Annotated in this window: 14 protein-coding genes; 7 read left to right on the forward strand and 7 right to left on the reverse strand. The window is 64.6% G+C overall.

The features are described 5' to 3' along the window. Positions 1-2 precede the first annotated feature (2 nt). Together FHS03_RS07425 and FHS03_RS07430 are read left to right on the forward strand one after the other, a co-directional pair. The gene (locus tag FHS03_RS07425; RefSeq protein WP_183440365.1) at positions 3-2,879 is read left to right on the forward strand and encodes a bifunctional diguanylate cyclase/phosphodiesterase; all 2,877 of its coding nucleotides are present in this window, start codon (positions 3-5) and stop codon (positions 2,877-2,879) included. Continuing rightward, positions 2,876-3,064, forward strand: a complete 189-nt coding sequence (locus FHS03_RS07430; RefSeq protein WP_050408523.1) for a hypothetical protein — start codon at positions 2,876-2,878, stop codon at positions 3,062-3,064. Before FHS03_RS07425 ends, FHS03_RS07430 begins: the two co-directional genes overlap by 4 nt. Here FHS03_RS07430 and FHS03_RS07435 read toward each other — a convergent pair. After that, positions 3,045-3,962: a LysR family transcriptional regulator gene (locus FHS03_RS07435; RefSeq protein ID WP_183440366.1), complete on the reverse strand. Its 918-nt coding sequence runs from the start codon at positions 3,960-3,962 to the stop codon at positions 3,045-3,047. The two genes, FHS03_RS07430 and FHS03_RS07435, sit on opposite strands and share 20 nt — an antisense overlap. Positions 3,963-4,071: 109 nt before the next feature. Here FHS03_RS07435 and FHS03_RS07440 point away from each other — a divergent pair, with 109 nt between their 5' ends. Both FHS03_RS07440 and FHS03_RS07445 read left to right on the forward strand, forming a co-directional pair. After that, positions 4,072-5,277 (forward strand): serine hydrolase domain-containing protein, encoded by a 1,206-nt coding sequence (locus FHS03_RS07440; RefSeq protein WP_183440367.1) that lies wholly within the window; start codon positions 4,072-4,074, stop codon positions 5,275-5,277. Next, the gene (locus tag FHS03_RS07445; RefSeq protein WP_183440368.1) at positions 5,274-6,473 is read left to right on the forward strand and encodes an MFS transporter; all 1,200 of its coding nucleotides are present in this window, start codon (positions 5,274-5,276) and stop codon (positions 6,471-6,473) included. Before FHS03_RS07440 ends, FHS03_RS07445 begins: the two co-directional genes overlap by 4 nt. Positions 6,474-6,618: 145 nt before the next feature. Here FHS03_RS07445 and FHS03_RS07450 read toward each other — a convergent pair whose 3' ends face one another. Together FHS03_RS07450 and FHS03_RS07455 are read right to left on the reverse strand one after the other, a co-directional pair. Further along, positions 6,619-7,020: a hypothetical protein gene (locus FHS03_RS07450; RefSeq protein WP_183440369.1), complete on the reverse strand. Its 402-nt coding sequence runs from the start codon at positions 7,018-7,020 to the stop codon at positions 6,619-6,621. Then, on the reverse strand, positions 7,017-7,487 hold the full coding sequence (locus tag FHS03_RS07455; protein ID WP_183440553.1) for an acyl-CoA thioesterase: 471 nt from the start codon (positions 7,485-7,487) through the stop codon (positions 7,017-7,019). Before FHS03_RS07455 ends, FHS03_RS07450 begins: the two co-directional genes overlap by 4 nt. Positions 7,488-7,592: 105 nt before the next feature. On the opposite strand from FHS03_RS07455, the gene FHS03_RS07460 reads away from it, so the two are divergent. Continuing rightward, positions 7,593-8,909: a M16 family metallopeptidase gene (locus FHS03_RS07460; protein ID WP_183440370.1), complete on the forward strand. Its 1,317-nt coding sequence runs from the start codon at positions 7,593-7,595 to the stop codon at positions 8,907-8,909. Positions 8,910-8,913: 4 nt separating this feature from the next. Beyond that, the gene (locus FHS03_RS07465) at positions 8,914-10,317 is read left to right on the forward strand and encodes a M16 family metallopeptidase (RefSeq protein WP_183440371.1); all 1,404 of its coding nucleotides are present in this window, start codon (positions 8,914-8,916) and stop codon (positions 10,315-10,317) included. A gap of 65 nt (positions 10,318-10,382) precedes the next feature. Here the strand turns inward: FHS03_RS07465 and FHS03_RS07470 are convergent, their stop codons facing one another. Together FHS03_RS07470 and FHS03_RS28380 are read right to left on the reverse strand one after the other, a co-directional pair. Next, positions 10,383-10,742, reverse strand: coding sequence for a hypothetical protein (locus FHS03_RS07470; protein ID WP_183440372.1), 360 nt, complete (start codon positions 10,740-10,742; stop codon positions 10,383-10,385). Between the two features lie 84 nt (positions 10,743-10,826). Next, positions 10,827-10,961, reverse strand: a complete 135-nt coding sequence (locus FHS03_RS28380) for a hypothetical protein (RefSeq protein WP_260108882.1) — start codon at positions 10,959-10,961, stop codon at positions 10,827-10,829. A gap of 190 nt (positions 10,962-11,151) precedes the next feature. Between FHS03_RS28380 and FHS03_RS07475 the strand changes: the two genes are divergently transcribed. Then, positions 11,152-11,334, forward strand: a complete 183-nt coding sequence (locus tag FHS03_RS07475; RefSeq protein WP_183440373.1) for a hypothetical protein — start codon at positions 11,152-11,154, stop codon at positions 11,332-11,334. A gap of 12 nt (positions 11,335-11,346) precedes the next feature. Here FHS03_RS07475 and FHS03_RS07480 read toward each other — a convergent pair whose 3' ends face one another. Both FHS03_RS07480 and FHS03_RS07485 read right to left on the reverse strand, forming a co-directional pair. After that, positions 11,347-11,514 carry a hypothetical protein gene (locus tag FHS03_RS07480; protein WP_183440374.1) on the reverse strand — a complete coding sequence of 56 codons (168 nt, stop codon included), beginning with the start codon at positions 11,512-11,514 and terminating at the stop codon, positions 11,347-11,349. 35 nt (positions 11,515-11,549) lie between these two features. Then, positions 11,550-12,293, reverse strand: a complete 744-nt coding sequence (locus tag FHS03_RS07485) for a DJ-1/PfpI family protein (protein WP_183440375.1) — start codon at positions 12,291-12,293, stop codon at positions 11,550-11,552. Between the last annotated feature and the right edge of the window lie 244 nt (positions 12,294-12,537).

Genomic DNA, 12,537 nt, shown 5'->3' on the forward strand with positions numbered 1-12,537 from the left:
TCATGGCTCGCCGCCGCCGGTCATCATCGTCCATTGCCTTTGCCGCAGCCGCCACGCTGGGCGCCGGCCTGGCCGTGACGACCGTGCTGTTCGTGGCGGTGACGGCGCTCGAATACGGCAAGATGGAACTCAGTTTCCAGCAGCGCGCCAATGTGCGCGCCGCCGCCATCCAGCGCGGCTTCGTCGACGCGGTCGAAGTGCTGTCGATCACCAACCAGTTGTTCCGCACCGTGGAACCGGTCAGCCGCGAGCAATTCCGCGAATTCACCCGCCCGCTGCTGGAGCGCTACCCCTTCGTCAGCGCCTTCAACTTCCATCGCGTGCTGACCCACCCGCAGAAGCTCGCCTATGAAGCCGAGATGCGCAAGCAGCACGAAGGCTTCGTGGTGCGCCAGATGATCGGCAGCGAGATGCGGCCGGCGCCCGAGAGCGAACTGTATAGCGTGGTCGATTATCTGGAACCGCTGCAGGGCAATGAACGCGCCTTCGGCCTGGAAGTGCTGAGCAATGGCGCCGTGCGCAAGGCCGTCGACGAGATGCTCGACAGCGGCCGCCCCGCCGCCACCGCCCTGCTGCGCCTGGCGCAGGACGCCAGCGCCGAAAGCGGCATGGTGCTGCTGATGCCCGTGTTCCGCCACGGCGCGCCCAGCGCCACGCCGGAACAGCGCCGCGCCGCCTGGATCGGCGATACCGGAGCCGTAATCCGCACCACCTCCCTGGTCTACACCATCCTGCAAGGCGCCGGCCTGCTGGACGACCAGCAGCTCGTGCTCAGCGTGTATGCGGGCGATCCGGCCCAGCCGGCCAATCTGGTATTCAGCCACGGCCTGCAACGCGGCGACACCCAGCCCGACCACCTGTTCTGGCGCTGGCTCTCGCCCGAATACCACGGCAACGAAATCAAGTCCTTCAATGTGCTGGGACGGCCCTGGCATGTGCGGGTGGAAGCCAAGCCGCGCCCCTTCCTGGCCGACCATCTGGGTTCGCTCTGCACCCTGGTCGGCGGCCTGCTGTTCAGCATCCTGGCGGCGGCCTATGTACAATCCCTGGTGCAACGCTCGCGCCGCGTGCAATTGCTGGTCGATGCGCGCACCGCCGATCTGCAGCGCAGCAACGAGCGCCTGATCGAGGACGTGGCGGCGCGCAAACGCGCCGAACGCAAGCTGCAGGAAAGCGAACAGCGCTTCCGCCGCCTGCTGGCCCTGTCCTCCGACTGGTACTGGGAGCAGGACGCCAACTTCTGCTTCACCAATGTGACCGGCGGCTTCTTCGAAAAAGGCCATATCCGCAAGGAGAGCTATATCGGCCGCACGCGCTGGGAAGCACATCCCGACATGCTGCAGACCAAATGGGGACGCGAGCACAAGGCCTTGCTGGAATCGCGCATGCCCTTCACCAATGTGGAGTACTCCATGCGCGGCGACGACGGCGTGGAGCGCTGGTTCATCACCAGCGGCGAACCGGTCTACGACGCCCAGGGCGAGTTCCGCGGCTATCGCGGCACCGGCAGCGAGATCACCGAACGCAAACTGGCCGAGCAGCGCATCCAGCACATCGCCCACCACGACGTGCTGACCGGCCTGCCCAACCGCATGCTGTTGCAGGACCGCCTGAGCCAGGCCGTGGCCTACGCCAACCGCAGCAGCCACCCGATCTGGGTCATGCTGATCGATCTGGACCGCTTCAAATTCGTCAACGACAGCCTGGGCCACAAGGCCGGCGACCAGCTGCTGGTGACGGTGGCCAGCCGCCTGCAAACCAGCCTGCGCGCCAGCGACACCGTGGCCCGCCTGTCGGGCGACGAATTCGTCGCCATCCTCAGCGAATACCCGGACGAATCGCTCTCGCCCGACATCGTGCAGCGCGTGATGAGCAATCTGGCCCAGCCCGTGCTGCTGGAGGGGAAGGAATTCTTCGTCACCTGCAGCATCGGCGTCGCCGTGTACGAGGGCGATGCCGCCGCCGCCCAGCACCTGATCGAGCATGCCGACATCGCCATGTATTCGGCCAAGAAAATGGGCCGCAACTGCTTCCAGTTCTACCAGCCGGCCATGAACGAGGAAGCGCAGGAGCGCCTGCGCATCGAGGGCGCGCTGCGCAAGGCGCTGGAGCGCGAGGAATTCGTGCTGCACTACCAGCCCCAGCTCGACCTGCAAAGCGGCGAAGTGGTGGGCATGGAAGCGCTGCTGCGCTGGCAGCATCCCGAGCTGGGCACCGTGCCGCCGCAGCGCTTTATCGGCCTGGCCGAGGAAACGGGCCTGATCCTGCCGATCGGCGCCTGGGTGCTGCACAGCGCCTGCGCCCAGGCCAAGGCCTGGCAGGACGCCGGCCTGCCGCCCCTGCGCGTGGCGGTCAACCTGTCGGCACGCCAGTTCAGCCAGCCGGGCCTGGTCGACGAAATCCGCGGCGCGCTGGCGCAGACCGGCCTGCCCGCCTCCTGCCTGGAAATCGAGCTGACCGAAAGCCTGTTCATGAACGATGTGCAGCAGGCCGTGACCCTGCTGCACGAGTTGAAGGCGCTGGGCGTGACGCTGTCCATCGACGACTTCGGCACCGGCTACTCCAGCCTGTCCTATCTGCGCAACTTCCCCATCGATGTGCTGAAAATCGACCGCTCCTTCGTCAGCGACATCGCGCATGACGCCGAGGACGCGGCCATCGTGGCTTCCATCATTGCACTCGCTCACAATCTGAAGTTGCGCGTGATCGCGGAAGGGGTAGAATCGCGGGAGCAGCTCGACTACCTGCGCCGCAACGGATGCCACGAAATGCAAGGCTATTATTTCAGCCGTCCGGTCGCGCCACGGGATTTTGAACAAATGCTGCGCGAGGGGAAAAATCTCGGCCTCGCGCCGCTCCGCACGGGGACCACAGGATGAATACACACGACCTGCGCCACCAGCAAGTGCGCGCCGACCATAACACCCGCGACATCATCAATCAGGCCATTTCCGCCCTGCCCGAAGTGGGCCTGAAACGCGCCGCCGAATTCCTGGCCGCGATGGGCGTACCCTCCAGCGTGGCGGTGCGCACGCTGATCTACCCTACCCGCCGCCGCCACTAAGGCCTCGGCTCTCCTCCGGAAATACCCGCTCGCTCAGGAAATCGATCAAGACCCTGAGCCTCGGCGCCAGCTGCTTGCTGGACGGCCAAAGTATATGAAAGCTGCCGCTATGGCGCGTATGCCGCGGCAGCACGCTTTGCAGGGCGCCATGTTCCAGATCCGCCCGCACCGCGAAATCCGGCAGGCAGGCGATGCCCATGCCTTGCCGGGCAAAGTGCATGAGGGTGTCGATGGTGCTGCATTCCAGCGCGGCCGGCAGGCCGCTGCCATACAGTTGCTCCCAATCCGCCAAAGGCCAGGCTTCCAGCTTGCCCGTGCTCGGGAATTTGTAGAACAGGCAGCGGTGGCGCTGCAGATCCTGCGGCTGCGCGGGCGCCCCGTGCTGGCGCAGATACGCCGGGGCGGCCACCAGGCGCAAATGAAAGGTGCCCAGCTTGCGGCTCATCAGGCGCGAATCGGCGCTTTCGCCCACGCGCACCACGGCGTCGAAGCCTTCCTCGATCAGGTCGACGCGGCGATCCGTGCAATCCACGTCGAGCAGAATCTCCGGATACAGGCGGGCAAACTCCACCAGCACGGGATTGAGCAGGTTGCCGACCAGCGGAAGGCTGATGCGCAGGCGGCCGCGCGGCGCGCCCATGGTGCTCGATAGCGCTTGCTCGGCCTGTTCGATCTCCAGCAGGATGCGGCGGCAGCTTTCGAGAAAGAGCTTGCCTTCGGCCGTCAGGCGGATGCTGCGCGTACTGCGGTGGAACAGGCGCACGCCGACCCGCTGCTCCAGGCGCGCAATGCTCTTGCCGATGGCCGACGGCGACACGCCCAGCACCCGCCCCGCCGCGACAAAGCTTTGCGCTTCCGCCGCCTGCACGAAGGCCGTCAGGCCGCCCAAATGATCCATATCCCACTCCATTGCGGACACATACGTCCTTTATGAAGGGAATTCTAGCCTGTTTTTCTTTAGTCGGCATGTCACTAAGCTGGACTTCCCTCTTCAATAAGGAAGTCCGATGTCCCACTTCAACTCCACCTCCGCCCCAACCGGCAATCCCGCCCTGGCGGCGCGTCTTGACGCCGTGATCGACCAGGCACTGGCAGAGCAGCGCCTGGTCGGCGCCGTGGTCCTGGCCGCGCAAGGCGGCCGCCTTGTCTACCAGCGCGCCGCCGGCATGGCCGACCGCGAACAGGCACGCGCCATGACGGCCGACACCGTATTCCGCCTGGCCTCCGTCTCCAAGCCCATCGTCTCGGCCGCCGCGCTGGTGCTGGTGGCGCAGGGGCGGCTGGAACTCGACGCGCCAGTGACGCGCTACCTGCCCTACTTCCAGCCGGCGCTGGAAAACGGCGCCGTCCCCACCATCACGATCCGTCATCTGATGACCCATACCGCCGGCCTGACCTACCGCTTCTTCCAGGAGGAGAATGCTTCCTATGCGCGCGCCCAGGTTTCGGACGGCATGGACCACAGCGGCATCAGCCTGCGCGAGAACCTGGTGCGGCTGGCATCCGCTCCGCTGCTGTACGAGCCGGGCACGCAATGGAAATATTCGATGGCGACCGATGTGCTGGGCGCCGTCATCGAGCAAGCCAGCGGCCTGCCGCTGGCGCAAGCCGTCGCCGAGCTCGTGACCGGGCCGCTGGGCATGCGCGACACGGGCTTTCTGGCCCATGATCCGGCGCGGCTGGCGGCGGCCTACGCCAACGCCGCTCCCGCGCCGCGCCGCCTTGACGAGCACGCGCAACTGCCCTTTATCGAAGGCACGGCGGGCTTCCTGCTGGCGCCGGGCCGCGCGCTGGACCCGCATGCCTACCCTTCCGGCGGCGCCGGCATGGTCGGAACGGCGGGCGACCTGCTACTGCTGCTGGAAACCCTGCGCACGGAGGGCGGCTCTCTGCTGCCGCCGGCGCTGGCGCGCGAAATGACCCGCAACCAGATCGGCGACCTGCCCATGGCCTTCTGGCCCGGCCGCGGCTTCGGCCTGGGCATCGCCGTGCTCACAGACCCCGCCGCTGCCGCCAGTCCCGAATCGCCCGGCACCTGGCGCATGGGCGGCACCTACGGCCACTCCTGGTTTGTCGACCCGCAGCGCGAACTCACGGTGGTGGCCTTCACCAACACCGCGCTCGAAGGCATGTCGGGTGCCTTCGTCGACCAGCTTTGCCACGCCGTCTACGCCGGCCTGCCGGCCGTAAGCAACGACAAGGCGGCGGCATGAAGGGGCCGCATCCCATCTTCTTCGTCGGCCTCGGCCTGTTTGGCCTGTACTGCATCGAGTTCGGCGTGGTGGGCATCCTGCCGCTCATCATGGAGCGCTTCCACGTCACGGCCACGCGCGCCGGGCTGCTGGTCGGCCTGTTCGCCCTGGTCGTGGCGGTGGGCGGGCCGCCGCTGGTACTGTTGGCTTCGCGCGTCAACCGCAAGCGCATGCTGGCCGGCGCGCTGCTGTTCTTCGCCGCCATCAGCGTCTGGTCGGCCTACGCGCCCGGCTTTGAAAGCCTGCTGGCACTGCGCCTGCTGGCGGCGCTGCTGCATCCGGTCTACTTCTCGCTGGCGATGGTGGCGGCGATCGCCATGTATCCGCCCGGGCAGGCCGCGCGCGCCAGCGCCCATGCCTTCGTCGGCACCAGCATGGGCATGGTGCTGGGCATACCCTTGACCACCTGGATCGCCGCCGCTTTCAGCTACGAGACATCGTTCTTCTTCTGCGCCGCCGCCAACGGCATCGCCGCGCTGGGCTTGATGATCTGGCTGCCGCAGGCGCCGGCCGGCGCGCAGCTCTCGTATGGCAAGCAGTTGGGCATCTTACGCAAGCCGGTGCTGTGGCTGAACATCGCCGCCGCCACCATGGTGTTTGCCGCCATGTTCTCGGTCTACGCTTATGCCGCCGAACATCTGCGCCACATTGGCATGGACGGCAAAGCGATCAGCGTAATGCTGCTGGTCTTTGGCTTAGGCGGGCTGCTGGGTAATCTGCTGGCCGGCCACCTGCTCGGCAAGCGCCTGGTGCTGACCGTGCTGCTGCAGCCGCTGCTGCTGGCCTTCGCCTACGTGATCCTGCATCTCTTCGCCACGCCGGCGGCGATGACGGGACTCGTGGTAATCATGCTGTTCTGGGGCGCGGCCCATACCAGTGGACTGGTCGTCACCCAGGTCTGGCTTAGTTCAGCGGCGCCGGAAGCGCCCGAGTTTGCGACCGGCCTGTATATCGCCTTCATCAATCTGGGCGTGACCATTGGCGCCGTGGTGGGCGGCAGCTTCATCGCCTCGTCCGGCATGCGCGGCAGCATCGCGAGCGGCTTGACCTTCGCGCTGCTGGCGGCGGCGCTGGTGGCATTCAAGACGCTGCTGTATGACGATGCTTCCAGGCGGCGCATCGGCTCAGGGATGGCGCTGCTGAAATCCGGGAAGTAGTGGATCGCGCGGAGCCGCCAAACTGGCGATGCTTCTGCGGCTTGGCCGTTTCCCCTTCGGTTGATGCCGCGGAAGCCCTAGGCTCTCCGCAGGATCGATCGCGCCAACAACTGCTGGCGCAACCGGCTTTACAGTTCAGGGGACGCTACCGCTCGCGCTTCGGATACTCGAAATTACCCGTACTCCAGCGGATGGCCTCTTCGCTCGGTTCGCCAAGCTCAAGCTCTGTCTCCATTTCGATGTCATAAGCAATCTGATGGTGCCTCGTCAAGAGATTCTCGAAGACTTCCAGACTCTCCAGGCATCCTTCTACGTAGATTTCAAATTTTGTTCGACGCGCAGCCAGTTCCTCCAGCAGATCCAGAACCCGCGCTTCATTTTCTGCCGCATCCCGGCCGAAGAGATCGCAGATCGGAAGCTGAGCGCCTTTTTTCAGCGCCTGGGTAATAGTCGACAGCGGCGCTTGCGAGGCGGATCGGAGGAGCGCAACAAGGCCACGCTCCGGGGAACATGGCCCTATGCGAAGAGCAAATGGAACGGTCATCAAGGTTTTTTCTTCGCCGCGCTGACCTGCTGGCGCGCCGCCTTGCGCGCCTTGGCCGCATCGAAGCGGGCGACCTGCTCCGGCGTTTCGGGCACCAGCGGCGGCACGGCGAGCGGCTTGCGGTCCTTGTCCACGGCGACCATCGTGAAGTAGCAGCTGTTGGCGTGGCGCACCAGGCGCTGCTGGATGTTTTCGGTCACGACGCGGATGCCCACTTCCATCGAGGTGGTACCGGTATAGTTGACCGAGGCCAGGAAGGTCACCAGCTCGCCCACATGGATCGGCTGCAGGAACATCACCTGGTCCACCGACAGTGTGACCACATAACTGCCCGAATAGCGGCTGGCGCAGGCATAGGCTACGCTGTCGAGCAGCTTGAGGATGGCGCCGCCGTGCACATTGCCGGAGAAGTTGGCCATATCGGGGGTCATCAAGACCGTCATCGTCAGCTCGTGGGCCGACCAGTGCATTGCGCTATCCATAAGTACTCCTTAAGTTGACATCCGGCATTTTACTTGCAATTATCCTATGCTTGTTTTCGAGTTATTCCTGTCATTTCACCGAAAGGGCTTAGTATGAAGTGGAAAATCCTGGCTGCCAGTATCGCTCTTGGCGCGGCAGCCTCCGCGCAGGCCGCGCTGTCGGCCGATCAGGTGAAATCGTTCACGCTGCCAAACGGCATGAAGTTCATCGTGCTAGAAAGCGGCAACATCCCCAACGCGAATATGTACACCTTCTGGAAGGTCGGTTCGCGCAACGAGGCGCCCGGCACCACCGGCCTGTCCCACTTCTTCGAACACATGATGTTCAATGGTTCGAAGAACTATGGTCCGAAAATGTTCGACCGCACCATGGAAGCCAAGGGTGGCGCCAACAACGCCTACACCAATAGCGACGTGACGGTGTACCAGGACTGGTTCCCGGCGTCTTCGCTGGAGACCGTGTTCAAGCTGGAAGGCGACCGCATCGCCCACCTGAGCATCGATCCGAAAGTGGTGGAGAGCGAACGCGGCGTGGTGCTGTCCGAGCGCAGCACGGGTCTGGAAAACTCGAATCTGCGCATGCTGATGGAGCAGTTGAACAGCGTAGCCTACACCGCCCACCCCTACTCCTGGCCGGTGATCGGCGTCGAATCGGACATCAAGGCCTGGACCCAGCAGGATCTGAAGAACTACTTCCAGACCTACTACGCGCCTAACAACGCGGTTTCCGTGATCGTGGGCGACGTCAAATTCGACGAGGTGAAAAAGCTCGCCGGCAAATACTTCGGCGCCATCCCGAAACGCGCCGCGCCGCCCGCCGTGCGCACGGTGGAGCCGGAACAGACCGGCGAGCGCCGCCTGTTCGTGACCAAGCCTTCGGCCACTTCGCCGAACCTGATGGTGGCCTACAAATCGCCGAACGCCAGCCACGCCGACGTGTATGCGCTGGAAATGCTGATGGACGTGCTCACCCAGGGCAAGACTTCGCGCCTGTACAAAGCGCTGGTGGAACAGCAGCTGGCCACCTCGGTCAGCGCCATGAGCACCGACGGTTTCGATCCCGGCCTGATTTACCTGAACGCGGTGGCCGCCGCCAATGTCGACGCGGGCAAGCTGGAACAAGCGCTACTGGCCGAGGTCGACAAGGTCGTCAAGGAAGGCGTCAGCGAGCAGGAACTGCAAAAGGTCAAGAACCGCAAGCTGCTCGACCTGTACCGCGCCCAGGAAACCATCAACGGCAAAGCCCAGCAACTGGGCAATTTCGAGGTGTTCTTCGGCGACTATCGCAAGATGTTCGACGCCCCCGCGCAGTACGAAAAGCTGAACGCGGCCGATATCCAGGCCGTCGCCGCCAAATACCTGAAGAAATCGCAGCGCACCGTGGGCGTGCTGGCCGCCAAGGAGGAATAAGAGTATGAAGAAACTGATCGTTATGAGCCTGCTGGGCGCGGCCGCCGGCGCGGCGCAGATTCCGGCCAGCGCGGCCGAATTCCGCCTGCCCGCCTTCGAGAGCGCCAAGCTGTCGAACGGCCTGACCGTCTACCTGATGGAGCGCCACGACGTGCCGCTGATCGCCGTGCGCGCCGTAGTCAAAGCCGGCGCCGTCAACGACGCGCAGCAGGCCGGGCTGTCCAACCTGACCGGCGATGCCCTGCTGCTCGGCACGCAAAAACATAAGAAGGCCGAGATCGACCAGGCCTTCGACTTCCGCGGCGCCGTGCTGGCCGGCGGCGCAGGCACCGAGCAGACCACGGTGCAAGCTAACTTCGCGCGCGCCGACGCGGCCGAGCTGCTGCCCCTGTTCGCCGAAATCGTGCAGCAGCCCAGCTTCGACGCGGCTGAATTGGAGAAGATGCGCGCCCGTAAAGTGGCGGGCTTGAAACAGCAGAAGGAAAGCCCGCGCCAGGTGGTGGGCAACTACTACCGCAGCATGTTGTTCGGCGGCGGCGCCTACGCCAACCCGGCCGCCGGCACCGTCAGCAGCGTGGCCGCGCTGAAGCAGGACGATGTGAAGAGCTTCCACCAGCGCTACTACCGTCCGGACAACGCCGCCATCGTGGTGGTGGGCGACTTCAAGGCCGGCGAGATGCGCCAGCAGCTGGAAAAGCTGTTCGGCCAATGGCAGGCCAGCGGCCCGGCGCCGCAAGCCCAGGACAATGGCAAGGTGCAGGCCGACAAGCCGCGCGTCTGGCTGGTGGACAAGGCCGACGCCATCGAAACCACCTTCCTGATCGGCGGCAAGGGTATCGCCCGCAACGATCCGGACTACGTGCCGCTGCAAGTGGTGAACACGGTGCTGGGCGGCCGCTTCACTTCCTGGCTCAACGACGAGCTGCGCGTGAACTCGGGCCTGACCTATGGCGCCAACAGCGCCTTCGCGCCGCTGTCGCAGGCCGGCACCTTCCAGATCTCCAGCTTCACCGCCACGCCGAAAACCGAGGCGGCGCTGGACCTGGCGCTGAAAACCTATCAGCGCCTGTGGGATAAGGGCATCGACAAGACCACGCTGGAATCGGCCAAGGCCTATGTCAAAGGCCAGTTCCCGCCACGCTTCGAAACCAGCGAGCAGCTGGCCGGCCTGCTGGGCGATATGTACGCCCTGAACGTGGGCCGCGAGCAGATCGACAACTTCATGCAGGATGTCGACAGCCTGACGCCGGAACGCGCCAAGCAGCTGGTGGACAAGCACTTCCCGCGCAATAATCTGCAAATGGTGCTGGTCGGGAAAGCGGAAGCGATCCGCAAGCTGGCCGCCAAATACGGCGAGGTGACGGAACTGCCGATCACCGCCGACGGCTTCAAGCCTGCGGCCCAGTAAGACCGGGTAGAATGACAAAAAGCGCTCCACGGAGCGCTTTTTTCATTGCCGGAGGAAGCAAAAACTCAGATGCCCTGGGCTTCGATGTCCGCCAGCGAGGCGCGGCCTTTATCGGTGATGGCGAAGCCGCCTTCCACCTGTTCGATATGGGATTTTTTGCCGAGGAAGAGCGCCACATCGGCGTCCAGCGTGACCGCCTGGCTTTCCGTCAGCGCGCGCAGGGCCATGATGCAGCGGCGCAGGAACAGCGCTTCGCGGCCCTTGTCGGTCAGGGTGATGGCGCCGCTGCGCGCGATGCTGATCATTTTCAGACCGGACAGACGCTTGGTGTTGCGGCCGACGCAGGCGCTGGGCCGGCCCTTGATGCCGCGGGCCACCTCGTCCAGCGCATTGTATTCGTCGGTGGAGAATTTCTCGTTTTTCATTGCCTTGTTTCCATGATGAGCTTGCGGCCGTCATGGTACGCGCCTCCCCGCCTCAGGGCAAGGCCGGCGCTCAGGCGGCAGCCTTTAAGTGCGCAAAACCAACCACAACGCGCTCAGGCCAGCCACCAGTCCCAAGCCGATCAACAGCTGGGCGCGCTTGCTGGCCCAAGGGCTGGCGCGTCGTCCGAGATAGATCTTGTTGTGCAGGGAATTGCCCATTTTGGCCTCCACATGATGAAAAACCTGTCGATGGTCAAATTATATGAATACTTTGATGACAGGCTGGTGACGACGGACACAAAAATCAAAATATATAGCCATGAAGCAACATCAATTACGAACAAGCAAAATGCAAGCGAGCGCTCCGCCTCGCGCCGCCCTGCTAGCATGGCGGAAAAGGAGGTGTGGCATGAATCCGACAGAGAACACCCGCGCCGATGAACACGGCCGCGGACACTTGATGGACGAACCCGATATTGGCAGCGGCGAGAAAACACCGGGCGAGCTGGAGACCGAAGAGCATATCCGGCAAATCCGGCCCCAGCCGGCAGCGGAGACGGCAACAAAGGCCGAGCCGCCGCCCAAGACCTGAATCAGGCCGGCCTCAGGCCTTGATCGGCGGCGCGGCCGGCACCGGCTCCTCGATCGGCGGTTCTTCCGGCAGCGGCGTCTCGTCCGGCGGCGGATCTTTTTCCGGCACCGGCGGCGGCGTTTCCGGATCGGGCGTGATGTGGGCGCGCTGCGGGCGCGGCGGTTGCTCGATGGCTGGCATGATAGGTCTCCCTCAACATTAGCAAAATAGTAGCGCTAACTGGCAGATCGGGGGCTTTCTCCAGATATCAAGACTTGGCCGGCGGCGCGCGCCGCGTGCGCGGCCAGCGCCACTTCCTCGCTGTACAGGGCGCTGGCGCTCTGCAAGACCGCCGCGTCGACGTGGCGCGGGTGGCCGGGGCCGAAAGGCGGTTGCGGATCGTATTCGATCAGCAGTTGCAGGATGCGTGCGAACGGTTCGTCGTACAAGCGCGCGGCCAGGGTCAGCGCAAAGTCCATGCCGGCCGTGACGCCGCCGCCCGTCAAGCGGTTGCGGTCTTCCACCACGCGCGCGTCGCAGGGCATGGCGCCCATTTCCGCCAGCAGCTCGCGCACGCCCCAGTGCGAGGTGGCGCAATAGCCTTGCAGCAGACCGGCCGCCGCCAGCAACAGGGAGCCGGTGCATACGCTCGTGACCCAGTCGGCCGCGGCGCCGCAGCGGCGCAGGAAGGCCAGCACTTCCTGATCCTGCATCAAGGCCCAGGTTGCACCCTTGCTGCCGGGGACGAACAGCACGGTGGGACGCTGTGGACAGCCGGCCAGCGTGGCCGTGGGCAAAATGGCAAAGCCGGTGTCGCACGCCACCGCCTCCAGATTTTTCCAGACCAGGTGCACGCGGGCGTTGGGCAGATTGGAAAAGACCAGCTGCGGCGCCACCATGTCCAGCGCCGTCATGCCGGGGTAGATCAGCATCACGATATCGGTGGATGCGCCAGCCTGCACCTTTGCTTCGCTACTCATTCTTGCTGCTCCTTCTCTACGGTGAAGGCCTTACTTTACAGATGCAAGCAATGGCAGGAATGACGCAAAACAGGCGTTTTCTGCCATAATCGGCCGATGAGCAAACGCCTCGCCGCGCCCCGCCGCATCGTCTTCGTCGCCACCGACCTCACGGAAGAATTGGACCTGTTCGGTTCCGTATCGGCCTTCTGCGCCGCCAACCGCAGTCCGGCCCTGGATGCGCCGGCCTACCGCATCGAAATCG

The sequence above is a fragment of the Pseudoduganella violacea genome (genome assembly GCF_014191875.1).
GTDB classification, from domain to species: domain Bacteria; phylum Pseudomonadota; class Gammaproteobacteria; order Burkholderiales; family Burkholderiaceae_D; genus Rugamonas; species Rugamonas violacea_A.

What these genes read in the sequence shown, in the direction of transcription:
- FHS03_RS28380 (WP_260108882.1), bottom strand. Translation starts at nt 10,961, where the DNA reads ATGGGCAATTCCCTGCACAACAAGATCTATCTCGGACGACGCGCCAGC.
- FHS03_RS07430 (WP_050408523.1), top strand. Translation starts at nt 2,876, where the DNA reads ATGAATACACACGACCTGCGCCACCAGCAAGTGCGCGCCGACCATAAC.
- FHS03_RS07485 (WP_183440375.1), bottom strand. Translation starts at nt 12,293, where the DNA reads ATGAGTAGCGAAGCAAAGGTGCAGGCTGGCGCATCCACCGATATCGTG.
- FHS03_RS07445 (WP_183440368.1), top strand. Translation starts at nt 5,274, where the DNA reads ATGAAGGGGCCGCATCCCATCTTCTTCGTCGGCCTCGGCCTGTTTGGC.
- FHS03_RS07475 (WP_183440373.1), top strand. Translation starts at nt 11,152, where the DNA reads ATGAATCCGACAGAGAACACCCGCGCCGATGAACACGGCCGCGGACAC.
- FHS03_RS07470 (WP_183440372.1), bottom strand. Translation starts at nt 10,742, where the DNA reads ATGAAAAACGAGAAATTCTCCACCGACGAATACAATGCGCTGGACGAG.
- FHS03_RS07435 (WP_183440366.1), bottom strand. Translation starts at nt 3,962, where the DNA reads ATGGATCATTTGGGCGGCCTGACGGCCTTCGTGCAGGCGGCGGAAGCG.
- FHS03_RS07480 (WP_183440374.1), bottom strand. Translation starts at nt 11,514, where the DNA reads ATGCCAGCCATCGAGCAACCGCCGCGCCCGCAGCGCGCCCACATCACG.
- FHS03_RS07425 (WP_183440365.1), top strand. Translation starts at nt 3, where the DNA reads ATGGCTCGCCGCCGCCGGTCATCATCGTCCATTGCCTTTGCCGCAGCC.
- FHS03_RS07440 (WP_183440367.1), top strand. Translation starts at nt 4,072, where the DNA reads ATGTCCCACTTCAACTCCACCTCCGCCCCAACCGGCAATCCCGCCCTG.
- FHS03_RS07460 (WP_183440370.1), top strand. Translation starts at nt 7,593, where the DNA reads ATGAAGTGGAAAATCCTGGCTGCCAGTATCGCTCTTGGCGCGGCAGCC.
- FHS03_RS07455 (WP_183440553.1), bottom strand. Translation starts at nt 7,487, where the DNA reads ATGCACTGGTCGGCCCACGAGCTGACGATGACGGTCTTGATGACCCCC.
- FHS03_RS07465 (WP_183440371.1), top strand. Translation starts at nt 8,914, where the DNA reads ATGAAGAAACTGATCGTTATGAGCCTGCTGGGCGCGGCCGCCGGCGCG.